27 protein-coding genes are annotated in these 22,538 nt (G+C 63.0%); 14 read left to right on the top strand and 13 right to left on the bottom strand.

The window, feature by feature from the left end:
• Positions 1-50: 50 nt before the first annotated feature.
• The 3 genes from JFU57_RS07760 to JFU57_RS07750 are packed head-to-tail and all read right to left on the bottom strand — an operon-like array spanning position 51 to position 3,898.
• Positions 51-1,355: a c-type cytochrome gene (locus tag JFU57_RS07760; RefSeq protein WP_201128753.1), complete on the bottom strand. Its 1,305-nt coding sequence runs from the start codon at positions 1,353-1,355 to the stop codon at positions 51-53.
• Positions 1,356-1,367: 12 nt separating this feature from the next.
• On the bottom strand, positions 1,368-3,152 hold the full coding sequence (locus tag JFU57_RS07755; protein WP_020295010.1) for a GMC family oxidoreductase: 1,785 nt from the start codon (positions 3,150-3,152) through the stop codon (positions 1,368-1,370).
• Positions 3,153-3,154: 2 nt separating this feature from the next.
• Entirely contained in the window at positions 3,155-3,898 is a 744-nt protein-coding gene (locus JFU57_RS07750) for a gluconate 2-dehydrogenase subunit 3 family protein (protein ID WP_201128751.1), read from the bottom strand.
• On the opposite strand from JFU57_RS07750, the gene JFU57_RS07745 reads away from it, so the two are divergent.
• Both JFU57_RS07745 and JFU57_RS07740 read left to right on the top strand, forming a co-directional pair.
• The gene (locus JFU57_RS07745; protein WP_201128750.1) at positions 3,897-4,112 is read left to right on the top strand and encodes a hypothetical protein; all 216 of its coding nucleotides are present in this window, start codon (positions 3,897-3,899) and stop codon (positions 4,110-4,112) included. The genes JFU57_RS07750 and JFU57_RS07745 overlap by 2 nt on opposite strands.
• 79 nt (positions 4,113-4,191) lie before the next feature.
• Positions 4,192-4,848 (top strand): phosphatase domain-containing protein, encoded by a 657-nt coding sequence (locus JFU57_RS07740; protein WP_201128749.1) that lies wholly within the window; start codon positions 4,192-4,194, stop codon positions 4,846-4,848.
• 85 nt (positions 4,849-4,933) lie between these two features.
• Here the strand turns inward: JFU57_RS07740 and JFU57_RS07735 are convergent, their stop codons facing one another.
• On the bottom strand, positions 4,934-5,224 hold the full coding sequence (locus tag JFU57_RS07735) for a YheV family putative zinc ribbon protein (protein ID WP_020295007.1): 291 nt from the start codon (positions 5,222-5,224) through the stop codon (positions 4,934-4,936).
• A complete protein-coding gene (prlC, locus tag JFU57_RS07730) occupies positions 5,221-7,272 on the bottom strand; it encodes an oligopeptidase A (protein WP_201128748.1) in 2,052 nt (683 codons plus the stop codon). The genes JFU57_RS07735 and prlC overlap by 4 nt, the downstream gene beginning before the upstream one ends.
• A gap of 102 nt (positions 7,273-7,374) precedes the next feature.
• Here prlC and JFU57_RS07725 point away from each other — a divergent pair, with 102 nt between their 5' ends.
• Complete coding sequence (locus tag JFU57_RS07725; protein ID WP_078470289.1) at positions 7,375-7,920, top strand: gamma carbonic anhydrase family protein; 546 nt, start codon at positions 7,375-7,377, stop codon at positions 7,918-7,920.
• 31 nt (positions 7,921-7,951) lie between these two features.
• Positions 7,952-8,602, top strand: a complete 651-nt coding sequence (locus JFU57_RS07720) for an HAD family hydrolase (protein WP_201128747.1) — start codon at positions 7,952-7,954, stop codon at positions 8,600-8,602.
• 143 nt (positions 8,603-8,745) lie between these two features.
• Here JFU57_RS07720 and JFU57_RS07715 read toward each other — a convergent pair whose 3' ends face one another.
• The gene (locus tag JFU57_RS07715; RefSeq protein WP_201128746.1) at positions 8,746-9,822 is read right to left on the bottom strand and encodes an aminopeptidase; all 1,077 of its coding nucleotides are present in this window, start codon (positions 9,820-9,822) and stop codon (positions 8,746-8,748) included.
• A gap of 59 nt (positions 9,823-9,881) precedes the next feature.
• Between JFU57_RS07715 and JFU57_RS07710 the strand changes: the two genes are divergently transcribed.
• Both JFU57_RS07710 and JFU57_RS07705 read left to right on the top strand, forming a co-directional pair.
• Positions 9,882-10,295 (top strand): PA0061/PA0062 family lipoprotein, encoded by a 414-nt coding sequence (locus JFU57_RS07710; RefSeq protein ID WP_201128745.1) that lies wholly within the window; start codon positions 9,882-9,884, stop codon positions 10,293-10,295.
• Positions 10,296-10,337: 42 nt separating this feature from the next.
• Positions 10,338-10,757: a PA0061/PA0062 family lipoprotein gene (locus tag JFU57_RS07705; protein WP_201128744.1), complete on the top strand. Its 420-nt coding sequence runs from the start codon at positions 10,338-10,340 to the stop codon at positions 10,755-10,757.
• 11 nt (positions 10,758-10,768) lie between these two features.
• Here JFU57_RS07705 and JFU57_RS07700 read toward each other — a convergent pair whose 3' ends face one another.
• Both JFU57_RS07700 and JFU57_RS07695 read right to left on the bottom strand, forming a co-directional pair.
• Positions 10,769-11,002 carry a DUF1161 domain-containing protein gene (locus JFU57_RS07700; protein ID WP_020295000.1) on the bottom strand — a complete coding sequence of 78 codons (234 nt, stop codon included), beginning with the start codon at positions 11,000-11,002 and terminating at the stop codon, positions 10,769-10,771.
• A 184-nt stretch (positions 11,003-11,186) separates the two neighbouring features.
• On the bottom strand, positions 11,187-11,618 hold the full coding sequence (locus JFU57_RS07695) for an OsmC family protein (RefSeq protein WP_201128742.1): 432 nt from the start codon (positions 11,616-11,618) through the stop codon (positions 11,187-11,189).
• A 241-nt stretch (positions 11,619-11,859) separates the two neighbouring features.
• On the opposite strand from JFU57_RS07695, the gene JFU57_RS07690 reads away from it, so the two are divergent.
• The gene (locus JFU57_RS07690) at positions 11,860-12,861 is read left to right on the top strand and encodes an LLM class flavin-dependent oxidoreductase (RefSeq protein ID WP_020294998.1); all 1,002 of its coding nucleotides are present in this window, start codon (positions 11,860-11,862) and stop codon (positions 12,859-12,861) included.
• A 164-nt stretch (positions 12,862-13,025) separates the two neighbouring features.
• On the opposite strand, the gene JFU57_RS07685 is transcribed toward JFU57_RS07690, so the two are convergent.
• Positions 13,026-13,250 carry a DUF1161 domain-containing protein gene (locus tag JFU57_RS07685; RefSeq protein ID WP_078470296.1) on the bottom strand — a complete coding sequence of 75 codons (225 nt, stop codon included), beginning with the start codon at positions 13,248-13,250 and terminating at the stop codon, positions 13,026-13,028.
• Between the two features lie 133 nt (positions 13,251-13,383).
• Positions 13,384-13,599, bottom strand: a complete 216-nt coding sequence (locus tag JFU57_RS07680; protein ID WP_078470297.1) for a dodecin — start codon at positions 13,597-13,599, stop codon at positions 13,384-13,386.
• Positions 13,600-13,756: 157 nt separating this feature from the next.
• Here JFU57_RS07680 and JFU57_RS07675 point away from each other — a divergent pair, with 157 nt between their 5' ends.
• The gene (locus JFU57_RS07675; RefSeq protein WP_020294995.1) at positions 13,757-14,083 is read left to right on the top strand and encodes a DUF883 family protein; all 327 of its coding nucleotides are present in this window, start codon (positions 13,757-13,759) and stop codon (positions 14,081-14,083) included.
• On the opposite strand, the gene JFU57_RS07670 is transcribed toward JFU57_RS07675, so the two are convergent.
• A complete protein-coding gene (locus JFU57_RS07670) occupies positions 14,080-14,973 on the bottom strand; it encodes a LysR family transcriptional regulator (protein ID WP_201128740.1) in 894 nt (297 codons plus the stop codon). The genes JFU57_RS07675 and JFU57_RS07670 overlap by 4 nt on opposite strands.
• Before the next feature lie 127 nt (positions 14,974-15,100).
• On the opposite strand from JFU57_RS07670, the gene trpB reads away from it, so the two are divergent.
• From trpB to JFU57_RS07655, 3 genes are all read left to right on the top strand, one after another.
• Complete coding sequence (trpB, locus tag JFU57_RS07665) at positions 15,101-16,336, top strand: tryptophan synthase subunit beta (RefSeq protein ID WP_201128738.1); 1,236 nt, start codon at positions 15,101-15,103, stop codon at positions 16,334-16,336.
• Entirely contained in the window at positions 16,336-17,148 is an 813-nt protein-coding gene (gene trpA, locus JFU57_RS07660; protein WP_078470300.1) for a tryptophan synthase subunit alpha, read from the top strand. Before trpB ends, trpA begins: the two co-directional genes overlap by 1 nt.
• Before the next feature lie 119 nt (positions 17,149-17,267).
• Positions 17,268-17,723, top strand: coding sequence for an anti-virulence regulator CigR family protein (locus JFU57_RS07655; protein WP_201128737.1), 456 nt, complete (start codon positions 17,268-17,270; stop codon positions 17,721-17,723).
• Between the two features lie 79 nt (positions 17,724-17,802).
• On the opposite strand, the gene JFU57_RS07650 is transcribed toward JFU57_RS07655, so the two are convergent.
• Entirely contained in the window at positions 17,803-18,129 is a 327-nt protein-coding gene (locus tag JFU57_RS07650) for a DOPA 4,5-dioxygenase family protein (RefSeq protein ID WP_078470302.1), read from the bottom strand.
• 82 nt (positions 18,130-18,211) lie between these two features.
• On the opposite strand from JFU57_RS07650, the gene JFU57_RS07645 reads away from it, so the two are divergent.
• Entirely contained in the window at positions 18,212-18,865 is a 654-nt protein-coding gene (locus JFU57_RS07645; RefSeq protein ID WP_201128735.1) for an NAD(P)-dependent oxidoreductase, read from the top strand.
• A gap of 20 nt (positions 18,866-18,885) precedes the next feature.
• Here JFU57_RS07645 and JFU57_RS07640 read toward each other — a convergent pair whose 3' ends face one another.
• Positions 18,886-19,836, bottom strand: a complete 951-nt coding sequence (locus JFU57_RS07640; protein ID WP_078470304.1) for a choline sulfate utilization transcriptional regulator — start codon at positions 19,834-19,836, stop codon at positions 18,886-18,888.
• Positions 19,837-19,950: 114 nt separating this feature from the next.
• Here JFU57_RS07640 and betC point away from each other — a divergent pair, with 114 nt between their 5' ends.
• Both betC and choX read left to right on the top strand, forming a co-directional pair.
• Positions 19,951-21,465, top strand: coding sequence for a choline-sulfatase (gene betC / locus JFU57_RS07635; RefSeq protein WP_201128733.1), 1,515 nt, complete (start codon positions 19,951-19,953; stop codon positions 21,463-21,465).
• Between the two features lie 15 nt (positions 21,466-21,480).
• A complete protein-coding gene (gene choX, locus JFU57_RS07630) occupies positions 21,481-22,410 on the top strand; it encodes a choline ABC transporter substrate-binding protein (RefSeq protein WP_201128731.1) in 930 nt (309 codons plus the stop codon).
• Positions 22,411-22,538: the final 128 nt, after the last annotated feature.

Below are 22,538 nucleotides of genomic sequence, written 5' to 3'. Positions count from 1 at the left end.
GCCCCAAGCACCCCGCCAACCAGCGCTGGCGGGGGTGCCGCAGCTGATCCTCAGTGGCTGGTCACTTGCCCCAGGTCGTCACCGGACGTGCTCTGCATATCGTCCTTGCGCAGGTCGGCCACGTCCCCGGCCTTGACCTTGGAACCCTGGTTGCCCCAGCTGGTGCGGATGAAATTCACCACATCCGCCACTTCCTGGTCCGACAGGCGCCAGGCGAAGGCCGGCATGGTGAAGGTCGACGGCGCGGTATGGGTCGCCGGCAAAGTACCGCCCTTGAGCACGATGTGAATCAGCGAGGTGGCATCGTCCGACTGCAACACCGGATTGCCCGCCAACGCCGGGAACACCCGGGTGTAGCCATGGCCGTCGGTGCGGTGGCAAGCCGCGCAATTGTCGATGTACACCGCGGCCCCCGGCTTGCTGTCGTCGCCTTTCCACAGGGCTTCGGCCACCTGCTTGTCGTACTGGTGCGGCTGATCCGCGGGGTCGTTGGCCGGCAAGGATTTGAGGTAGCGGGCAATCGCGGTCAGGTCGTCCTCGGACATGTACTGCATGCTGTGCACCACCACATCGCTCATGCCGCCGAAGACGGCGCTGCGATCACTGCGCCCGGTCTTGAGGAACTGCACCAGTTGCTCTTCGCTCCAGCTGCCGAGACCGTCCTTGTGGTCACCGCGCAGGCTCTTGGCGATCCAACCCTCCAGGGGCGCACTGCCGGACAGAAAGCGGCTGCCATCGTTGGCGCTCAGGGCCTTCTCCTGCATGGTCAGGGCCCGTGGCGTATGGCAGGCGCCGCAATGCCCCAGGCCTTCCACCAGATACGCACCGCGGCTGACCACCGGGTCGGCACCGATGTTCGGCTGCTGGGCTTCGACCTTGGGCGCGAACATCCAGCGCCAGGCGGTCAGCGGCCAGCGCATGCTCAGCGGCCAGGGGATGTCGCTGTCCTGGTTGTCCTGGGCCACCGGCGCCACGCCTTGCATGAAGTAGGCATAGAGCGCCTGCATGTCGGCATCGCTGACCCGCGCATAGGACGGGAAGGGCATGGCCGGGTACAGGGTGCTGCCGCTCTTGGCCACGCCATGGCGCACGGCCTGGTCGAAGTCTTCGAAGCTGTAGTCGCCAATCCCGGTCTTGTCCGGGGTGATGTTGGTCGAGTAGATCACCCCGATCGGGGTTTCCATCGCCAGCCCGCCGGCGAACGGCTTGCCGCCCTTGGCGGTGTGGCAGGCCACGCAGTCACCGGCGCGGGCCAGGTATTCACCTTGTTTGACCAGGGCCGGCTGATCGACTTCGGCCGCCTGGAGGGAGGCGCTGCCGAGCAGGGCCAGGGTCGCGATAACGAGTGCTTTCATGGTCATCGCTCCTTAAGCCTGAACCAGCGGGCCGGGGTTTTTCAGGTACTGCTCGCGAATCGCCCGCGCCGACCAGTAGGTCAGGGCCGCCACCAGGCCAGTGGGGTTGTAGCCCAGGCCCTGGGGGAATGCCGACGCGCCGGGAACAAACACGTTGTGCACGTCCCAGCTTTGCAGGTAACGGTTCAGGGCACTGGTCTTGGGGTCGGTGCCCATGATCGCGCCACCGTTGAGGTGGGTGGTCTGGTAGGACGCGGTGTTGAAGTGCTCGCCGACCTTCTTGCCCAGCAGGGCGATGGCCTTGGGGTTCATGGCTTCGGCGATCTTGCTCATTTTCTCGACCATGAAGCGGTTCATCTTGATGTCGTTTTCCTGCCAGTCGAAGGTCATCCGCAGCAGGGGAAGGCCGTAGGCATCGCGGTACACCGGGTCCAGATCGAGGTAGTTGCCCCGGTAGGACTGATGCGCGCCGTGGGCGTCCATCGATACCTGGTGGGTGTAGTAATCGGCCGTGGCCTTCTTCCATGCGCTGCCCCAGGCCGGGGTGCCGGGTGGGTTGGAAGTGCCCGCAATCGGCCGGCTGCCGGCCTGGTTGACCCACATCGGCGAACCACCGACGAAACCGTGGGGGCCGTGGTCGAAGTTGTCGGCGTTGAAGTCGTCCACCGCTACGCCATTGCCGCCAGCGCCGATGAAGTTGTTGGTGTGCACATCCTTGTCGAAGTAGGCCTTGATGGTGGCCATGTTCTGGTAGGCGAAGTTCTTGCCCACCACGCCTTCACCGCTGATCGGGTCGTAAGGCTTGCCAATGCCGGACAGCAGCATCAGGCGCACGTTGTGGAACTGGAACGCGCCGAGAATCACCAGGTCGGCCGGTTGCTCGATCTCGCGGCCCTGGCCGTCGACATAGGTCACGCCGGTGGCACGGGTCTTGGTGCTGTCGAGGTTGACCTTGAGCACGTGGGAATTGGGCCGCAACTCGAAATTCGGCAGCGGCTTGAGGGCCGGCAGGATGTTCACGTTGGGCGAGGCCTTGGAATACATGTAGCAGACGTAACCGCTGCAGAAGCCGCAGAAATTGCACGGGCCCATCTGCGCGCCGTAGGGGTTGGTGTAAGGCCCCGAGGTATTGGCCGACGGCAGATTGTAGGGTTTGTACCCGACATCCCCGGCTGCCTTCTGAAACAGCTGTGCGGAATAGGTGTTTTTCTGCGACTCCAGCGGGAAAGGGTTCGAGCGATCCGGGGCGTAAGGGTTGCCGCCCTTGCCCTCGCCGACCAGTTGACCTTTCACGGTCCAGGCCTGACCCGAAGTACCGAAGACTTTTTCGGCATAGTCGAAGAACGGCTCCAGCTCTTCGTAGCTGACGCCGAAGTCCTGGATGGTCATGTCCTTGGGAATGAAGTTTTTGCCGTAGCGTTCTTCGTAGTGGCTGCGCATGCGCAACTCGATAGGGTCCACCCGAAAATGCACGCCCGACCAGTGCAGACCGGCGCCGCCGACGCCATTGCCAGGCAGGAACGCGCCCAGCTGGCGGTTGGGCAGGGCGATGTCGTTAACGCTGTGGCGAATGGTCACCGTCTCTTTGGAGATGTCCTGGAAGAGTTTCTTACGCACGCTGTAGGTGAGTTCGTCGATCACCTGGGGATAGTTGCCGTCGGGGTAGGTGTCCTGCATCGGCCCGCGCTCCAGCGCCAGCACGTTGAGGCCCGCCTCGGTCAGCTCCTTGGCCATGATCGCGCCGGTCCAGCCAAACCCGACGATCACTGCATCGACCTTCTTCATTACCGTTGCCATGCTCAAGCCCTCTCGCCGCGAATCGACACTGCCGGGAAGGGGTATTGCTCGTTGCGTTCCACCCAATCCATGAAATCGGCGCGGGCGCCGGGAAAGCCAATCAGGGTCCAGCCGACCATGCCTTTATTGCCACCGTGGATCGGGTCGCAGAAGAACCCTTCCTTGGTGTTTTGCAGCAGCAGGTTGAAGAAAATCTTCGCTGGAACGCTGTCGAACTGCGGTTTTCCGGCTTCGAGCTGCTTGAGCAGGTCGTCCCGGGTAGCGCTGTCTTGCTCGGCAAATAATTTGCCGTTGAAGGCTTTGGACCAGGCATCCGTGGCGGCTATGCCCAGACGGTAGATGTCCTTGGGCACCAGCTTGCTCTGCCAGCCCATTTCCGGCGCGGCGTCGGCGTTGAACGGCCCTTGCATGTACCACAGGGCGCCAGCGGCGTAGGGGGTGTTCATCTGCCGGTCGATGTATTCCGGGACACCGGCTTCCAGGGCGCCAGGGCCTTGCTCGTCGGCCGGGATCAGGCGCTCGACGGCGGTCTTGATAAAGGCCCATTCCTCGGCAGTGAAGTAACTCGGCTCATAGGCCTGGCCGGCAGGTGCCGCCCTGGCGGGTTCGACCGGCTTGGCCGGCTCTGACGCCGCCATCAGCACGGAACTGCCCAAGCCGGTACTGGCGACGGTGACCACCGGGATCAAGGTCAGGGATTTGCGCAAAAACTCACGCCGCGGGTTGTCTCGATCTTGATCAGACATGGGGGGCACCTCATCAGGCATTGATGGATTGATCAGCGGCGTCATGGCGCAGCTTGTCGTTCTGGTCGCGGTACAGGCCGGGGCAGCAGCCCCAACCTCAGCAAAATTTGGTTACAACTGGGCAAATGGTAGCAGGCTAAGCATCCAGATAAGTCGCTTCAAGGTGGAAAAAACAGTTTTTTTAGCCAACAGCCGATGCTTCACGATTCTTTGACAAAGGCCTCACGGGGCTTTGACGCCCGCCAGAACAGGCTGTGCAGCATCATCCCTCCTTCCTGAGCGTCGGCCTGCGCATGTCAAACACTCGCCTCTTTCCCGCCCTCTGCCTGTCGCTGCTGACCCTGCTCGCATGGCCCCAGGCCTGGGCCGCCGATCTGCCCAGCAGCCGCCCGAGCCAATGGGCACAGCCGGTGGACGCGCACTACAACCTGTACCAAATGTCGCCGACCCTCTATCGCAGCGCATTGCCCGACAGCCGAGCCTTGCCCCTGCTGCAACAGTTGCAAGTGGGCACCGTGATCAACTTCCTGCCCGAGGCCGACTCCCGCTGGCTATCGGCCCCGGGGATCAAGCAGGTGCAACTGCCGTACCGCACCAATCATGTGGACGACGCCGATGTGCTGAGTGCGCTGCGGGCCATCCAGAGCGCAGAGAGCCAGGGCCCGGTGCTGATGCATTGCAAGCACGGCTCGGACCGTACCGGGCTGATTTCAGCGATGTACCGGGTGGTGATCCAGGGCTGGAGCAAAGAGGACGCCCTGAATGAAATGACCCAGGGCGGGTTCGGCGACAGTTCCCACTTCAAGGACGGCATTCGCTACATGATGCAGGCCGATGTCGACAAACTGCGTACCGCCCTGGCCAATGGCGATTGCAGTACCAGCGTGTTTGATACCTGCTCGATGAAGAGCTGGCTCGAAACCGTGAGCAGCAACAAACCCGCCATCTGACCGCAGCAGCGGGCCGAGCGAGCTGTTTTATTGACGATGGGGAAAACAGGCCGGCTCCTTGCGGAGCCGGTGGTATGACGGGGAGTTATTGCGGGTCGTCGGTTTTTTTCTTCAACTTGGGGTTGGGGAAAAACTGCACCGACTGCACCTTGGCATCCTGCACTTTCAACGCCGTGGTATTGACCCGGGTCCCCAATTCCTTGGGCACCGACAGCCCCTGTTCATTCAGGGTGTCGGAATAGCCGCAGGCCACGCACTCGCGATGGGGCACGTCGCCCTCGCTCCACATCATCAGCCGGTCCGGCTCGCTGCACGCCGGGCAGACGGCCCCGGCGATAAAGCGCTTCTTGGTGATCTTCACGGAACCCTCACTCATGCCGCCGCGTCCTCACTCAGGCCGCTGTGGCGCAAGAGTGCGTCAATCGAAGGGGCACGTCCGCGGAAATCGACGAACAGCACCATCGGCGCCTGGGAGCCGCCACGGGCCAGGATCGCCTCGCGGAACGCACGCCCGGTGGCCGGGTTGAGCACGCCTTCCTCTTCGAACCTGGAGAACGCATCCGCCGACAGCACTTCCGCCCACTTGTAGCTGTAGTAACCCGCGGCATAACCGCCGGCGAAGATGTGCGCGAAGCTGTTGGGGAAGCGGTTGTAGGCCGGCGGACGCATGACCGAGACCTCGTCGCGTATCCCTTCGAGCACTTGCAGCACGCTGCGCCCGTCGCCGTGGGTGGCGTGCAGCTCGAAGTCGAACAGCGAGAATTCCAGCTGGCGCACCATCATCAGTCCGGACTGGAAGTTCTTCGCCGCGAGCATCTTCTGCAACAGGTCCTCGGGCAGCGGCTCGCCGCTCTCATAGTGGCCGGAGATCAGCGCCAGGCCTTCCGGCTCCCAGCACCAGTTCTCCATGAACTGGCTCGGCAGCTCGACCGCATCCCAGGCCACGCCGTTGATCCCGGATACGCCGGCATGTTCAACCCGGGTCAGCAGGTGGTGCAGGCCGTGGCCGAATTCGTGGAACAGGGTGGTGACTTCATCGTGGGTCAGCAGCGCAGGCTTGCCGCTGTCGGCCGGGGTGAAGTTGCACACCAGATTGGCCACCGGGCTCTGCAACACGCCGTCCAGGGTGCGGCGACGGTCACGGGCGCCATCCATCCAGGCCCCGCCACGCTTGTTGGCGCGGGCATACAGGTCGAAGAAGAAACGGCCGACGTGCTGGCCGTTCTCCTTGATTTCGAACAGGCGTACATCCGGGTGCCAGGTGTCGAAGCCTTTCTGCTCGGCGATCTCGATGCCATACAGACGCTGCACGATGGCGAACAGGCCGCCCAGCACCTTGTCGATCGGGAAGTAGGCGCGCAGGGCTTCCTGGGCCACGCTGTAACGCTGCTCACGGAGTTTTTCACCGTAGAAGCCGCTGTCCCAGCTTTGCAGGTCCGGGCAGCCCTGTTCGGCGGCGTAAGCCTTGAGCTGCTGCAGGTCCTGGGTGGCAAACGGCTTGCTGCGCTTGGCCAGGTCGCGCAGGAAACTCAGCACCTGGTCGCTGGATTCGGCCATCTTGGTGGCCAGGCTCAATTCGGAGAAGCTGGCGAAGCCCAGGAGCTTGGCCAGTTCCTGACGCAGGTCGAGGATCTGCTCCATCACCGGGCCATTGTCGTTCTGCCCGGCATTCGGGCCCTGGTCCGAGGCACGGGTGCAGTAGGCGGCGTAGATCTCTTCACGCAGGGCACGGTCCTGGGCGTAGGTCATCACCGCGTAGTAACTGGGGAATTCCAGGGTGATCAGCCAGCCGTCGAGCTCTTTGGCCTGGGCTGCGGCCGCCATCTGCGCCTTGGCCGAGTCGGTCAGGCCGGCCAGGGCCGCTTCGTCGGTGACGTGCTTGGTCCAGGCCTGGGTGGCGTCGAGCAACTGGTTGGAGAAGCGGCTGCCCAACTCCGACAGTTTGCTCTGCACCTCGGCGTAGCGCTTCTGCTGCTCCGGCGGCAGGTCGATACCCGACAGGCGGAAGTCACGCAGGGAATGTTCGAGGATAGTCTTCTGCGCCACATCGAAACCGGCGGCTTCGGGGCTGTTGGCCAGGGCTTCGAAGGCCTGGAACAACTCGCGGTTCTGGCCCATCTCGGTAGAGTAGGCGCTCAGGGCAGGCAGGCACGCCTCATAGGCTTCACGCAGTTCGGCGCTGTTGCACACGGCGTTGAGGTGGCTGACCGGGCTCCAGGCGGCGCCCAGGCGATCATTGAGTTCGTCCATGGCCAGCACCAGGCCGGCCCAGGTCGGCTGCTGGCCTTGAGTCTTGAGGATCTGCGCGATGGCAACCCGGTTATCCGCCAGGATCTGTTCGATGGCCGGTTGCACATGCTCGGCACGGATCGCCGAGAACGGCGGCAGGTCGTAGGACTGCAGAAGAGGGTTGTTCAGGCTCACGGTTGGCACCTTGGCTGGAAGAAACGTAGCGCCATCTTAATTACAATCGATGCCCACCGCAGCTATCGACCCCATTAATAAATGTCAGAGAGGCAACCCCACGTGGCCATTCGCACCTATCAGCAGCACACGCCGAGCCTCGGTGAACGGGCCTTCGTCGACCACTCGGCGGTGGTGATCGGCGACGTCGAGATCGGCAGCGACAGCTCGATCTGGCCACTGACCGTGATCCGCGGCGACATGCACCGCATCCGCATCGGCCAACGCACCAGCGTGCAGGACGGCTGCGTGCTGCACATCACCCATGCCGGCCCGTTCAACCCCGACGGCTTCCCGCTGCTGATCGGCGATGACGTGACCATCGCCCACAAAGTCATGCTGCACGGCTGCACCGTCGGCAGCCGGGTACTGATCGGCATGGGCAGCATTGTCATGGACGGCGCCCGGGTGGCCGACGATGTGATCATCGGCGCCGGCAGCCTGGTACCCCCGGGCAAGCAGCTGGAAAGCGGCTTCCTGTATGTCGGTAGCCCGGTGAAACAAGTGCGGGCCCTGACCGACAAGGAGCGCGCCTTCTTCACCTACAGCGCCGCCAATTACGTAAAACTCAAGGACCTGCACCTGGCCGAAGGCTACCACCTGCCTTGAATGCCCTCTGACCCCTTGCCCAGGAAACCCCATGCATTACCAGACCGTTCTATTTGACCTCGATGGCACCCTGACCGACCCACGTGAAGGCATCACCCGTTCGATCCAGTTCGCCCTGAGCAAATTGGGCATCGACGAACCTGACCTGACCCGACTCGAACACTTCATCGGCCCGCCGCTGTTGCAGGCCTTCATGCAGTTCTACGACTTCGACGAGGCCCGGGCCTGGGAGGCGGTGAACTTCTATCGCGAACGTTTCAAGGTCAGCGGCCTGTATGAGAACCGCGTGTTCGACGGCGTTACACCTTTGCTCGAAACCTTGAGCGGCCAGGGCCGGCAGCTATATATCGCGACCTCCAAGCCTTGGGTATTTGCCCGGGAAATCGCCCGCCATTTCGATTTCGCCAAGCACTTCAAGGTGATCTACGGCAGTGAGCTGGACGGCACCCGCACCGACAAAGTCGAGTTGATCGCCCATTTGCTGGAACAGGAACGCCTGGATCCGGCGAGCACCCTGATGATTGGCGACCGCAAGCACGACCTGATCGGTGCCCGACGCAACGGCCTGGACGCGGCGGCAGTGGGCTACGGTTTTGGCAGCCACGAAGAACTGACTGCCGAAGCGCCGGCCTATCACTTCCAGACCCTGGACCAATTGCACCAGGCGTTTTTGCGCAGCTAAGGCCACACCGCCACTTGGCCTGACACACCGCAGTGGCCTGATGACGGCCGCTGCGCAGCCGAACGGGAGCAAGCTCCCTCGCCACAAAAAGCCCAGGTGCGGACCACAGAATCCCGCCCCCTCAGCGCAAAGCCTCCGGCGCCTTAGAGTTGGGCCAAGCGCCGCAGCTCTGCCTTGCGCTCGGCCGGCGGGCGTTTACCCAGGGTTTGCACCGCATCGTAGAAGGCCGGCCAGTCGCCGCCCACCTGTTTGAACAGGGCGGCAAACGCTGGCACCCACTGGTCGTAAAGGCCGAAAGGCAGCAACCGGGCGTTGTTGATCGGGGCGTTGATCCAGGCGTCGTAGCGCTTGTCGCCGTGCCATTGGCTGTCGCGCAGTTGCCGATAGTCCTGACGCAGTTGCTCGAATTGCGCCGCCTTGCGCTCACGCATCTGCTCGGCAGGCAACGCCTGGGCGTACAGATGCTCCAGGCGTTGCCGGGTATCGAGGAGCAACTGGATAAATTGGTCGCGCTGCTGCACCTGAGCTTCGCTGGCCGGGGGCAAGCCGCGATAGGCGCGCCACTGCCGGGTGCCCTGCTGCTCGACGAAGGTGGCGAAGGACTCATTGAACTCGGTGTCGTCCTGCACGTAAAACCGCTGGTGCGCCAGCTCGTGGAAGATCAGGGTCGCCAGGCGCTCGTCGCCCCAATGCATCATCGAACTGATGATCGGGTCGTTGAACCAGCCCAGGGTCGAATACGCCTCGACCCCACTCACCGCCACATCCATGCCTTGCTGTTGCAACAGGGCCGCCGCACCGCGAGCAGCACCCTGGTTGTAGTAGCCGCGATAGGCCACGCACCCGGCAATCGGGAAGCAATGGGTTTGCGCCTGCAGCGAAAACTCCGGGGTGGCGAACACGTTCCACACCACATAGGGCCGGCCGATATCGGCATACAGGCGGTAACTCTGGTTGTCCGGCAGGTGCAGGTGCTCGCTGGCGAAGGCCCGGGCCTGCTGCGATTGCTCCAGGTGCGCCCGCAGTTGCGGGTCGCGGGCCGGGTCGGCGACCACCTCGGCCACCGGGGTGCGGGCCCGCAACAACTGCCATTGGCCGCTGGCGAGCTGGCTGTAATAACCGACGCTGGCGCAACCGTTGAGCAACAAAAGCATCAGGGCCGGAAACAAAAGGCGCAAAAGAGGATCAAGTAACCCATGGCTTGAACGCGGCCTAATCAAATCGAATCATCCGTCGAGAATCGGTTCGCAAGACTATCTCGCCTGCCTGGAGTTTCGCTATGCGCGTATTGCTGTTGACCACTGGCCTGCTCGCCCTGGGTGGCTGCGCCAGCCTGCCCGACCCCGATCCGGCACAAGCCTGGATCGACCTCAACCCCCACCGCGACACCACCCTGCAGGCCCTGGAGGTCGACGAAAAGGCCGCCGGTGACAAACGCTACTTCGAGGTGGCGCCCGGCAGCCATGAGCTGACCCTGCGTTATCAGTTCGCGGTGCAGCCGACCAATATCGGGCCGGACGCAGAACCGCTGTGGCGCGACTGCCAACTGAGTCTGAAATTCAAGGACTTCAACGCCGGCCAGCGTTATCAGGTGCAAGCCGGGAATATCGGCTTCCGGCCCTGGGCCAAGCTGTATGACGAACAACGCAAAGTCGTCGGCATGGGCCAACCGGCAGGCTGCCAGCGAACCTGATCGGCGCTATGCTTCAGGTCTTTCGTTGATGTGGCCACCCTCATGCGCCAACCTTTGCTCGCTCTCTCCCTGGCCAGCCTTTGTGCCTGTTCCAGCCCCTTGCCCAACGTCGACCCGCAACAGGCCTGGGTCGACCTGGCCGCCCCCGCGCCGGGCGGCAAGCTGGTGATGGCCGAGCGCCTGGACCAGAAGCGTTTGCCCGACGGGCGCTACTTCCAGGTCACCCCGGGCAGTCACGAGCTGACGGTACGTTTCGATTTCGAGATCTATTCCGGTGGCATGGGCATGATGACCGGCACCTCGGAGCGCCTGTGCTACCTGACGGTGCGCTACGACCATTTCCAGGCCGGCCAGCGCTACCGGCTGGAGGCGCGCTCCCTGGGCTTCAACGCCAGCGCGCGGCTATACGACGCCCAGCGTCAGCTCGTCGCCGAAGACCGCATGGTCAACTGCGTGCCCTGAGCCTGAATGCTTTAGCGATCGTTCTTTTGATAGATGATCTTGCGGGTGCCGTTTTCACAGCTGCCGACCACCATGTTGTTGTCGTGGACTTCGTCATTGGTGACGATTTCCAGGGTGTAGGACGCCACCCCCTGGGCCTGGATCTTGGCCTCGATCTCGGCCTTGAGCTCATCGCAGGGCTTGGGTGCCGCCAGGGCCGATGTGGCCAGCGCGCAACAAACAACCGCCAAGGCAAAACGTTTCATGATGTGGAGCTCCCTTGCTGCAGCGCCCATGGTCATGGACTGAAGCCGCAGTCACTCATTCGACCACATTTCGCAGAACCGAGTTCTGACGCGGCGCACCTGCGGATCACTGCGCTGGCTGGCCAGGCCCGCCCCGGGGAGCGGCGCCGAGCATGCCGGCGCGCGACCCCGGGCGCGGCACAGGTCAGCTGATCAGCGTGGCGTCCAGGCTGATCTTGGCATTGAGCACCTTGGACACCGGGCACCCTTCCTTGGCCTTGCGGCTCAGTTCATCGAACTGCTGCTGGCTCGCGCCCGGGATCTTGGCCTTGAGAATCAGGTGCACTGCAGTGATGGCAAAACCACCTTCAACCTGGTCCAGGGTCACCTCGGCGGTGGTGTCGATGGCATCCGCCTTGAGCCCGGCATCGCCGAGGATCATGGAAAAGGCCATGGAGAAGCAGCCAGCATGGGCCGCGCCGATCAGTTCTTCCGGGTTGGTGCCTTTGCCCCCCTCAAAACGCGCCTTGAAGCCGTAGGGCGCTTCACGCAAGACGCCGGTTTCGGTCGAAATAGAACCGATGCCGGTTTTCAGATCACCTTCCCAATGAGCCGAGGCTTTCTTTTTGATACTCATCTCTGTCTCCTCAAGATCGAGCGCGAGAATTCACGCCCAACGGGTTTGCGCTACACAGGGTTCTGAGGATAGAAGGCCGGACAAAGTTCATCCTGTCTGAATTCACCACCGATCAGAGCGGCAAATTCAAGCTGGCTATTGAAACTCGGGTATATGCCCACATTGCATAGACCTGGCTTATTAAATTCGGCAGGTTTTGGTTCATGACAAAAGCCTGCACGCCCTTTGGAGAAGCAGGCTTATGAAACCACTGTCCGACGTCAAGTTTTCCACCCTAGACCTGGTACCGGTACGCGCCGACGGCAGCCCCGCGCAGTCCCTGCGAAACTCCCTGGATCTGGCGCAACATGTCGAGAAGTTCGGCTACAACCGCTTCTGGGTGGCGGAACACCACAACATGGACGGCATCGCCAGTTCCGCGACCTCGGTGCTGCTCGGTTACCTGGCCGGCGGTACTTCGACCATCCGCGTCGGTTCCGGCGGGGTGATGCTGCCCAACCATGCGCCGCTGGTGATTGCCGAGCAGTTCGGCACCCTGGAAAGCCTGTACCCCGGCCGTATTGACCTGGGCCTGGGCCGCGCCCCCGGTTCCGACCAGATGACTGCCCGCGCCCTGCGCCGCGAGCGCTCAGGCAGCGCCGACGACTTCCCCGAGGATGTGGCCGAGCTGATGGCCTACCTCGGCCCACGCACCCCGGAGCAACGGGTGATCGCGGTGCCGGGCACTGGCACCCAGGTCCCGGTCTGGCTGCTGGGCTCCAGCCTGTTCAGTGCGCAACTGGCCGGCGAACGCGGCCTGCCTTATGCCTTCGCTTCGCATTTCGCACCGCGCTACATGCATGAAGCGATTCGCGTGTACCGCAACCACTTCAAACCTTCAGCCGTACTCGACAAGCCCTACGTGATGCTCGGCGTGCCCCTGGTGGCGGCCGATACCGACGAGCAGGCCGATTACCTGGCGACCTCGGTGTACCAGCGCATCCTCGCGCTGATGCGCGGGCAGAGCCTGGTGCAGCGCGCCCCGGTGAAAACCATGGACGGCCTGTGGCTGCCCCACGAGAAAGAAGCGGTGGCGAGCTTCCTCGGCCTGGCCATGGTCGGCAGCCCGGCGAAAATCCGCGCCAAGCTCGAAGTGCTGATCGAACAGACTGGGGCCGACGAGCTGATCTTCACCTGCGACCTGTATGAACACGCCGATCGCCTGCACTCCTATGAACTGCTGGCGCAGGTGATGAAGGGCTGAAGGGTCTTTTCAGGTAATGCGGCGGTGGTGCGCAAGGCCAGCGCTGCCTTCGGCAGCGGCTCCAGCAGGCGGCTGCGCTGACGCGACCTCGCCTCGCCCTATCTCCCAGGCATAAAAAAACCGACGCCATGGCGTCGGTTTTCTCAATCTGCATCTACAACGTCTCAACCACGTTTGTAGACGATTTCCTTGGTCCCGGCTTCGCACGAGCCCACGACTTTGCCGTCAGCGGCTGCGCCCTTGTCCACCACTTCCAGCGAGTAATGCGTGGCGCCGTTGGCGTCGATCTTCGCGGCGATTTCGCTTTTCAGCTCTTCGCACGGCTTGCCTGCGGCAAGGGCTGTTCCCGCGAGGCTGAACAATGCTGCTGCCAATATTAGTTTCTTCATCGGTCACATTCCCTGGTCGGATCAAAAGGTAAGCATCTGCGCCAGCCTTTCTCAGGCTCAAGACAGCTGTAGCGCTTTGCCATTTCCTATGGCAATCGGCCAGCGCACAAGTTCAAGAGCCTAGTCCAAGCCCTCAACTGTTGGCAATACGAAAGCCAACCTTGAGCGTGACCTGGAAATGCGCCGCCTTGCCGTCCTTGATATGGCCCCGGGTTTCGATGACTTCGAACCACTCCAGGTGCTTGATGCTTTTGCTGGCCTCGGCCAAAGCGTTGTTGATGGCGTCTTCGATGCTGGAGGGGGACGAACCGACGAGTTCGACTTTTTTGTACGTGTGGTGGTCAGTCATGGCGTGCTCCTTAAGGTTTGAATACAGCCTAGCAGTGATTTTTTCATACCCCTTTTCGGTGCGTCGCATACAGCAAAGTTCAGATTAACTGCACTTTCGCCAAGCGCTGGAGTCGGAACCTACACATGCCACTCATCAACCATGCAGGAGAGCCGACATGGCTAACAACTCGTTACGTAAAGCCTCACTGGAAAGTATGGAAGCGGAGATCTCGAGCCTGCTCAAGTCTCTGGAAAGCCTCAAGGACGACGCGTCTGACGAGTCGCGTAAAACCCTCAAGGCCCTGAAAACCAACGCCGAGAGCGCGCTGAAACATTCCCGCAGCCTGCTCAGCGATGCCTATGAAGAAGTCAAAGTGAAGACCCGCGAAACCGGGATCGCCACCCGCGATTACGCCCAGGAACACCCTTGGACCACGGCCGGTGTCGCGGTAGGCGCCCTGGGCCTGCTGGCGGCTTATCTGTTGTGCAAACGCGGCGATTAAGTTGCCTGGCGCAGCTCATTCCTGAGCCACTGCGCCAGTTGCCGGGCGCGCCCATCCGCGGCGCGCTTGGGTAGCCACAACGCCAGTTGCCCCGAGGTTTCACCAAAACCCCACGGGGCAACCAGGCGACCCGCCCGCAAGTCTTCGGCCACCAGCGGCTCTGGCGCAATCGCCACCCCCAGCCCGGCCACCGCCGCCTCCAGCAAATAATACAAATGCTCGAACCCCTGTCCGAACTTCAATGCCTGGGCATCGAGGCCGTTTTGCCGTGCCCAACTGGGCCACGCCTGGGGCCGCGACGTGGTTTGCAGCAAGGCCTGGTCAAGCAATGCGGCGGGCGGCTGTCGACGCAGCTGCTCGTAGCCGGCAAAACGTGGGCTCATGACTGGACCGATGCGCTCGCTGGCCAGTTCGTAGACCTGCATGTCCGCCGGCCACGGTGGCTCGGCGAACACCAGCAGCGCATCCAGCCCCGGGCGCCGCGGGTCGAGATCGCCTTCGCCGGCTGACAGGTGCAGACGCAGGTCCGGCAGGTCGGCGTTCAGGCGCCCCAGGCGCGGGATCAGCCAGCGCGCCAACAGGCTGCCGGAGCACCCAAGGACAAACGGCGCGTCGGCGCCACCCTGGGTCAGTTCGGCGCAGACCGTGCGCAGCCGCTCAAAGGCATCGCTGCTGGCATCACGTAGGCGCACCCCGGAATCTGTGAGTTTAAGGCCACGCCCGTCCTTGACGAAAAGGCTCACCCCGAGGTGCTCTTCCAGCACTTTCAACTGCCGGCTGACCGCGCCATGGGTGACGTGCAGCTGCTCGGCCGCCTGGCTGACGCTGCCGAGGCGGGCGGTGGCTTCAAAGGCCCTGAGGGCATTCAGCGGAGGAAGGTCGTGGCTCATGGTATCTGTGAGTTTTCCTGACAGGTTGCGGCGATCTTATCGGTTTTCAGCCTGCCCTGTCAGGGGTAGAGTGAACGCCATTGTCTTCGCATCAATTCACTCTTTTGACCTTCACCGGGAGCTTCCGATGACCCAGACCCCTTTGCGCAACGGTCCTGACACCAACGGCATGTTTGGCTCGTTCGGCGGCCGCTACGTGGCAGAAACCCTGATGCCGCTGATCCTCGACCTGGCCCGCGAGTATGAAATCGCCAAGGAAGATCCGGCCTTCCTCAAGGAACTGGCCTACTTCCAGCGCGATTACGTCGGCCGTCCGAGCCCGCTGTACTTCGCCGAACGCCTGACCGAGCACTGCGGCGGCGCCAAGATCTACCTCAAGCGCGAAGAGCTGAACCACACCGGCGCGCACAAGATCAACAACTGCATCGGCCAGATCCTCCTGGCCCGGCGCATGGGCAAGAAACGCATCATCGCCGAGACCGGCGCCGGCATGCACGGCGTGGCCACTGCCACCGTGGCCGCGCGCTTCGGCCTGGACTGCGTGATCTACATGGGCACCACCGACATCGAGCGCCAGCAGGCCAACGTGTTCCGCATGAAGCTGCTGGGGGCTGAGGTGATCCCGGTCGTCGCCGGTACCGGCACCCTGAAGGACGCGATGAACGAAGCCCTGCGTGACTGGGTCACCAATGTCGACAGCACCTTCTACCTGATCGGCACCGTGGCCGGCCCGCACCCGTACCCGGCGATGGTCCGCGACTTCCAGGCCGTGATCGGCAAGGAAACCCGTGAACAGCTGCAAACCCAGGAAGGCCGCCTGCCGGACAGCCTGGTGGCGTGCATCGGTGGCGGTTCCAACGCCATGGGCCTGTTTCACCCGTTCCTCGACGACAAGAGCGTCGAGATCATCGGCGTCGAAGCCGCCGGCTACGGCATTGAAACCGGCAAGCACGCCGCCAGCCTGAACGGCGGGGTGCCGGGCGTGCTGCACGGCAACCGCACCTTCCTGCTGCAGGACGACGATGGCCAGATCATCGACGCCCACTCGATTTCCGCCGGCCTCGACTACCCGGGCATCGGCCCCGAGCACGCCTGGTTGCACGACATCGGCCGCGTCCAGTACACCTCGGTGACCGATGACGAAGCCCTGGCCGCCTTCCACCAGTGCTGCCGCCTGGAAGGCATCATCCCGGCCCTGGAAAGCGCCCACGCCCTGGCTGAAGTATTCAAACGCGCACCGACCCTGCCCAAGGATCACCTGATGGTGGTCAACCTGTCGGGCCGTGGCGACAAAGACATGCAGACCGTGATGCACCATATGGAAAGCTCTCAACAAGAAAAATCCCAGCAGGAGAAACACTGATGAGCCGCCTGCAAACGCGCTTTGCCGAGCTTAAGCAACAAAACCGCGCCGCCCTGGTGACCTTCATCACCGCCGGCGACCCGGGCTACGACACCTCGCTGGCGATCCTCAAGGGCTTGCCCGCCGCCGGTGCCGACGTGATCGAGCTGGGCATGCCCTTCACCGACCCGATGGCCGACGGCCCGGCGATCCAGCTGGCCAATATCCGCGCCCTGGACGCCAAGCAAAACCTGGCGAAAACCCTGCAAATGGTTCGCGAGTTCCGCGAAGGCAACAGTGAAACCCCGCTGGTGCTGATGGGTTATTTCAACCCGATCCACCACTACGGCGTGCCGCGTTTCATCAGCGACGCCAAGGCCGCCGGGGTCGATGGCCTGATCGTGGTCGACATGCCGCCGGAACATAACAGCGAGCTGTGCGACCCGGCCCAGGCTGCGGGCATCGATTTCATCCGCCTGACCACGCCGACCACCGACGATGCGCGCCTGCCGAAGGTGCTCAACGGCAGTTCCGGCTTTGTCTACTACGTCTCGGTGGCCGGCGTGACCGGGGCCGGAGCTGCGACCCTGGAGCACGTCGAAGAAGCCGTGACCCGTCTGCGTCGGCACACCGATTTGCCGATCAGCATCGGTTTCGGCATCCGCACCCCGGAGCAGGCCGCGGCCATCGCGCGCCTCGCCGACGGCGTGGTGGTGGGGTCGGCACTGATCGACCAGATCGCCAACGCCACCACCCCCGAGCAGGCCGTCGATGGCGTGCTCAGCCTGTGCGCCTCCCTGGCCGAAGGCATAGGTAAAGCGCGGGTCAGCTGAAGGTAAAGTTCCTGATACAGAGGAATTAGCACCCGAAGTCACAGACTAAATAGCAAGACCCAGGGGTAGGCAGCTCAGGTTGCCTACCCCTTTTTGTTGCTCGCTGTGAGGAAGACCTGATGAAAATGCCCAAACGCCTGATTACCGGTCTCGGTGTGCTGATGCTCAGTGCCGGCCCGATGCTGAATGTCATGGCCGATCAACGGGGTGACAATGATCGCGGCGGTGATCGCGGCGGCCCGCAACAGGGCCAGCGGGACAATCGTGGCGAAGAGCATCGCGGTCCGCAGAATGATCATCGCGGCACGCCACCCAGGGATTTCGGCCCGGTACGCCAGACCATTCGCGATAACCACGGTTACTTCGTGCGGGGTGCGCCACCGCCACCGGGCGTGCACCTGGTGCGTGGCCAGCCGTTGCCACGGGGCTACTACGGCGAGCGCCTGGACAACCGCGCCCTGGCCCACCTGCCGTACTACCAGGGCTACGAATGGCGGCGCATGGGCGGTGACGTGGTGTTGATCGCCATTGGCTCAGGCATCGTCTACGAGATTCTCGATGGCGTACTCAACTGATCGTTCTTTGTCCAATCGCTGACGTCCATCCCCTGACGAGCACCTGCAAGCCGATGAGCGGCTTGCAGGCCTGCTGCGCCTAAAACCCCGACAGATCCAGCGGCCGCACCGCGCCCATCCAGATGGCATGGTCGGTGTGGTCGACCAGGTCATCGCCGGTGTCCGGGTGCAAAAACACCACCAGCCCCTTGCGGTTCAACGCCAGCCACGGCAGCACCACGCCCAGGTACTGCGGTTCGAAGGCCAACTGGCAGCTCCAGTCCGGGTGCGGACCCACCGGACGTTCATGAACCCGGCCCATCTTCAATGAAAACAACTGCGCCGCCTGTTCGCACAAGCTGCGCGCCTGATCGATGGTGCTGGCGTCAAAATAGACGTGGGCGTGATAGCCCTTGATTCGTTGCATCAAAACCCCTCGCGACAAAGTCGAACCCTTGCGACCCGCCACAGGTCACACCTCATACCTGTGGAAAGAAGGAAGCTGCGCCATGAAAAATGCCGAAACCCCGGTGATCAAACTGGTGCTCTATGGTGCCATGAGTAGCCTGGGCAGTGCGCTGATGGCCGAATTCCTGCGCCGCCAGCATGAAGTCATTGCCATCCTCGACGACCTCACCGCCCTCGCGCCGCGCCCCGGGCTGCGGACCAAGAGCGGCGACCTGTTCGACGCCGAACGGGTCAAGCAAAGTGTTGCCGGCGGCGATCTGGTGGTGTGTCTGCTGGACGCGCCCGGCCTGCCAATGGGCAGTGAGCAGGTGGAAAAGCTGCGAATCTGCGATTCCCTGGAGCAGGTCCGGGCCATCGATGCCTTGATCGCCGGGATGCAGGCGACCCAAGTGCAGCGCCTGTTCGTGGTCGGCGACTTCGAGGTGCTCGACAGCACTCAACCCCGCGACCCATTGCAGCATCACGCCGCCCAGGAAATCCTCGATGCATTGCAGACCAGTACCTTGCGCTGGACCCTGGTCAACGCTCCACGCGGCGTGCCGGGCCTTGGCATCGAGCATTTCAGCCAGGTCAGCAGCAGCCTGGAGCCGGGGCTCGCAGAACCCCTGCAGCGACTCAACAGCGTGGCAATCGGGATCGCCGATGAACTGCGGCTGAATCTGCACCTGCGTGAGCATGTGCAATTTGTCAGCTAGGGCAGGGCGCACGCCGGGCCTCACACCGCGATTGACGGCAGCGCCATACCGGTCAGTGACTGGGCGCTGCTGGCCTGCTCGAGCATCAGCCAGTCGACGAAGCGCTGGATCAGGGCCGCGCGCCGTTTGCGTTGCGGCAACACCACGTAATAGCCGTAGCGGGACATCACCGTTTCGCTGATGGGCCGACAGAGCAAGCCCTGGGCCAGCAAGTTATCCACAAGGTGCCGCCAACCGATGGCCACGCCCTGACCGCCGATCGCCGCCTGGATCAGCAGGGTGTAGTTATCGAAACGCAACTGCCCGGGAGCCGGAGGCGTGGCAATCCCCAGTTCGCGAAACACCCCGCTCCAGTCGAACCAGTGGCTGCTGTTTTCCCCGCGCAGATGCAGCAGGGGCATCTCCAGCAACGCCGCCAGGGGCAAAGGTGCGGCCTGCTCCTTGAGCAGCAGCGGGCTGCACACCGGGAATACTTCCTCGCTGAACAGCCAATGGCTGGTGCCTTGTTTGAAACGCCCGTCGCCAAACAGCACCGCCACATCGATATCGCTGCGCAGCATGGTGTGGCTGCGCTCGCTGGTCACCAGGCTGACATCGACCTGGGGGTTGGCCTGGTGGAACCGATGCAGGCGCGGCATCAGCCAGTAGGCGGCGAAGGCAAAGTCGGTGGCCACCTGCAGCACCTCATGCTGATGCTGGGTGCTGATCGCGCTCAAGCCGGCGTCGATGCTTTGCAAGCCTTCCTGCACCTGCTCGAACAGCGTCGCCCCGGCCTCGGTCAGCTCGATGCCACGGTAGATGCGGTCGAACAGCCGGGTGCCCAGTTGCTCTTCCAGGCGCTTGATCTGTTGGCTGATGGCCGGCTGGGTGGTGCCCAGCTCCACCGCCGCCGCGGTAAAGCTGCGCAGGCGGGCTGCGGTTTCAAAGGCGCGAAACAGATCAAGGGACAGGTCCCCGAGCGCTTCATACATAAGCTGTACTTATCCTAGTCATTGCCCGGCATGGGCTTTACCGCAAAATGCATGGGCTACATGCTCGATCGCAGCACTTTCGCATAACTGCTTACTATGGAATGCCGCGAATACATGAAGCGCAAGAACATTCTTTTCATCATGGCCGATCAAATGGCCGCGCCAATGTTGCCGTTCTACGGTTCCTCGCCCATCAAGCTGCCCAATCTCAGTCGCCTCGCCGCCCAGGGCGTGGTGTTCGACGCCGCGTACTGCAACAGCCCGCTGTGCGCGCCCTCGCGTTTCACCCTGGTCAGCGGCCAGTTGCCGAGCAAGATCGGAGCCTACGACAACGCTGCGGACTTTCCCGCGGATGTCCCGACTTACGCCCACTATCTGCGCCGCCTCGGCTACCGCACCGCGCTGTCGGGCAAGATGCACTTCTGCGGCCCGGACCAGTTGCACGGTTATGAAGAGCGCCTGACCAGCGATATCTACCCCGCCGACTATGGCTGGGCGGTGAACTGGGATGAGCCGGATGTGCGGCCCAGCTGGTACCACAACATGTCCTCGGTGCTTCAGGCCGGGCCCTGCGTGCGCACCAACCAGCTGGATTTCGATGAAGAGGTGGTGTTCAAGGCCCAGCAGTACCTGTTCGACCATATCCGCGAAGACGGCGACCAGCCGTTCTGCCTCACCGTGTCCATGACCCACCCCCACGACCCGTACACCATTCCCAAGGCCTTCTGGGACCTGTACCGCGACGACGACATTCCGCTGCCGGAAACGCCACCACAGAGCAGCCAGGATCCCCATTCCCGGCGCCTGCTCAAGGTCTACGACCTGTGGGACAAGCCGCTGCCTGTGGATAAGATCCGCGACGCCCGCCGCGCCTACTTCGGCGCGTGCAGTTATATCGACAGCAACGTCGGCAAACTCTTGCAGACCCTGGAGGACACGGGGCTGATCGACGACACCATCATTGTGTTCTCCGGCGACCATGGCGACATGCTCGGCGAGCGCGGGCTCTGGTACAAAATGCACTGGTTCGAGATGGCCGCGCGGGTGCCGCTGCTGGTCAGCGCCCCCGGTCAGTTCGCCGCCGGGCGGGTCAGCGCGGCGGTCTCGACCGCCGACCTGCTGCCGACCCTGGTGGAACTCGCCGGCGGCGAGCTGGAACCGGGCCTGCCTCTTGACGGGCGCTCGCTGGTGCCCCACCTGCAAGGGCAGGGCGGGCACGACGAGGTTTTTGGCGAATACATGGCCGAAGGCACCATCAGCCCGCTGATGATGATCCGCCGCGGCGCCTATAAATTCATCTACAGCGAAGACGACCCGTGCCTACTCTTCGATGTAGCCAACGATCCCCGCGAGCTCGAAGAACTCAGCCAGTCGCCGCAGCATCGGCCGCTGTTCGAGGCCTTCCTCGCCGAAGCCCGGGCCAAGTGGGATATCCCGCTGATCCGGCAACAGGTACTCGCCAGCCAGCGGCGTCGGCGTTTCGTCGCCAGCGCGCTGACCGTGGGCAAGCTGAAGAGCTGGGACCACCAGCCACTGGTCGATGCCAGCCAGCAATACATGCGTAACCACATCGACCTCGACGATCTGGAGCGCAAGGCTCGTTATCCACAACCCTGCCAAAACCAATAACGTAAGGGGAAGAGCATGCAAAGGTTATCCACAGCAGTCGCCATCGGCCTCCTGGCCCTGGGCAGTGCGTCGGCCCGGGCCGATCAGTGCGAAACGGTGAAAATGGCCGATCCGGGCTGGAGCGACATCGCCGCGACCAACGCCATCACCGGTTTCCTGTTGAACGGCATGGGCTACAAGGCCAAGGTCGATACCCTGGCGGTGCCGATCACCTTTGGCGGTCTCAAGGACGGCCAGGTGGACGTGTTCCTCGGCAACTGGATGCCGGCGCAGCAGGGTTTCTACGACAAGTTCGTGGCCACCGGCGATGTCACCCAGCTGGCGAAGAACCTCGACGGCACCGAGTTCACCCTGGCCGTGCCGGATTACGTGTGGGATGCAGGAGTGCACGATTTTGCCGACCTGAACACCTACGCTGAGGCGCACCCCAAGGACGTCGAGAAGAAGATCTACGGCATCGGCTCCGGTGCGCCGGCCAATATCTCGTTGCAGGAGATCATCAAGAAGAATGACTTCAACCTCGGCCAGTGGAAGCTGGTGGAGTCCAGCGAGCAGGCGATGCTGGCGGAAGTGTCGCGGGCCGTGAAGAAACAGAAGTTCGTGACCTTCCTCGGCTGGACCCCGCACCCGATGAACGTGCAGCTGAAAATGCACTACCTCAAAGGTGGCGAGAAGTATTTCGGCGACACCGGCAGCGTCTACACCCTGACCCGCAAGGGTTATGCACAGGCCTGCCCGAACGTCGGCAAGTTGTTGACCAACCTGAGCTTCACCCAGGAAATGGAGAACAGCATCATGTCCGAGGTGGCCAACAAGAAGGTCAGCAATGCGGATGCGGCCAAGGCCTGGATCAAGGCCAATCCGGGGGTGCTGGACACCTGGCTGGAAGGGGTGAAGACCCTCGATGGCAAGGATGCGCTGGCGGCGGTGAAGGCCAAGCTGTAGTGGGCTGGATGGGGACGCTGCACCCTGAAGCGCCAGCGTCTCCATCCCAGCTATTGAAGGCTGGGCTGAAGCCCGGCGCGCGCGCCATCCTTGGGCAAGCGCCTGGGCAATGCTTTACCCTGACGCCC

This window comes from Pseudomonas sp. TH07 (assembly GCF_016651285.1).
Classification (GTDB): Bacteria; Pseudomonadota; Gammaproteobacteria; order Pseudomonadales; family Pseudomonadaceae; genus Aquipseudomonas.
This window is presented reverse-complemented; position numbering and strand designations above follow the sequence as displayed.

Excerpts from the sequence above, each read along its gene's own strand:
- JFU57_RS07650 (WP_078470302.1), bottom strand. The coding sequence starts at position 18,129 with ATGCAACGAATCAAGGGCTATCACGCCCACGTCTATTTTGACGCCAGC.
- trpB (WP_201128738.1), top strand. The coding sequence starts at position 15,101 with ATGACCCAGACCCCTTTGCGCAACGGTCCTGACACCAACGGCATGTTT.
- betC (WP_201128733.1), top strand. The coding sequence starts at position 19,951 with ATGAAGCGCAAGAACATTCTTTTCATCATGGCCGATCAAATGGCCGCG.
- JFU57_RS07700 (WP_020295000.1), bottom strand. The coding sequence starts at position 11,002 with ATGAAACGTTTTGCCTTGGCGGTTGTTTGTTGCGCGCTGGCCACATCG.
- JFU57_RS07695 (WP_201128742.1), bottom strand. The coding sequence starts at position 11,618 with ATGAGTATCAAAAAGAAAGCCTCGGCTCATTGGGAAGGTGATCTGAAA.
- JFU57_RS07675 (WP_020294995.1), top strand. The coding sequence starts at position 13,757 with ATGGCTAACAACTCGTTACGTAAAGCCTCACTGGAAAGTATGGAAGCG.
- JFU57_RS07750 (WP_201128751.1), bottom strand. The coding sequence starts at position 3,898 with ATGTCTGATCAAGATCGAGACAACCCGCGGCGTGAGTTTTTGCGCAAA.
- JFU57_RS07760 (WP_201128753.1), bottom strand. The coding sequence starts at position 1,355 with ATGAAAGCACTCGTTATCGCGACCCTGGCCCTGCTCGGCAGCGCCTCC.
- JFU57_RS07740 (WP_201128749.1), top strand. The coding sequence starts at position 4,192 with ATGTCAAACACTCGCCTCTTTCCCGCCCTCTGCCTGTCGCTGCTGACC.
- JFU57_RS07710 (WP_201128745.1), top strand. The coding sequence starts at position 9,882 with ATGCGCGTATTGCTGTTGACCACTGGCCTGCTCGCCCTGGGTGGCTGC.
- JFU57_RS07640 (WP_078470304.1), bottom strand. The coding sequence starts at position 19,836 with ATGTATGAAGCGCTCGGGGACCTGTCCCTTGATCTGTTTCGCGCCTTT.
- trpA (WP_078470300.1), top strand. The coding sequence starts at position 16,336 with ATGAGCCGCCTGCAAACGCGCTTTGCCGAGCTTAAGCAACAAAACCGC.
- JFU57_RS07735 (WP_020295007.1), bottom strand. The coding sequence starts at position 5,224 with ATGAGTGAGGGTTCCGTGAAGATCACCAAGAAGCGCTTTATCGCCGGG.
- JFU57_RS07690 (WP_020294998.1), top strand. The coding sequence starts at position 11,860 with ATGAAACCACTGTCCGACGTCAAGTTTTCCACCCTAGACCTGGTACCG.
- JFU57_RS07655 (WP_201128737.1), top strand. The coding sequence starts at position 17,268 with ATGAAAATGCCCAAACGCCTGATTACCGGTCTCGGTGTGCTGATGCTC.
- JFU57_RS07680 (WP_078470297.1), bottom strand. The coding sequence starts at position 13,599 with ATGACTGACCACCACACGTACAAAAAAGTCGAACTCGTCGGTTCGTCC.
- JFU57_RS07745 (WP_201128750.1), top strand. The coding sequence starts at position 3,897 with ATGGGGGGCACCTCATCAGGCATTGATGGATTGATCAGCGGCGTCATG.
- JFU57_RS07670 (WP_201128740.1), bottom strand. The coding sequence starts at position 14,973 with ATGAGCCACGACCTTCCTCCGCTGAATGCCCTCAGGGCCTTTGAAGCC.
- JFU57_RS07685 (WP_078470296.1), bottom strand. The coding sequence starts at position 13,250 with ATGAAGAAACTAATATTGGCAGCAGCATTGTTCAGCCTCGCGGGAACA.
- JFU57_RS07755 (WP_020295010.1), bottom strand. The coding sequence starts at position 3,152 with ATGGCAACGGTAATGAAGAAGGTCGATGCAGTGATCGTCGGGTTTGGC.
- choX (WP_201128731.1), top strand. The coding sequence starts at position 21,481 with ATGCAAAGGTTATCCACAGCAGTCGCCATCGGCCTCCTGGCCCTGGGC.
- JFU57_RS07645 (WP_201128735.1), top strand. The coding sequence starts at position 18,212 with ATGAAAAATGCCGAAACCCCGGTGATCAAACTGGTGCTCTATGGTGCC.
- JFU57_RS07720 (WP_201128747.1), top strand. The coding sequence starts at position 7,952 with ATGCATTACCAGACCGTTCTATTTGACCTCGATGGCACCCTGACCGAC.
- JFU57_RS07705 (WP_201128744.1), top strand. The coding sequence starts at position 10,338 with ATGCGCCAACCTTTGCTCGCTCTCTCCCTGGCCAGCCTTTGTGCCTGT.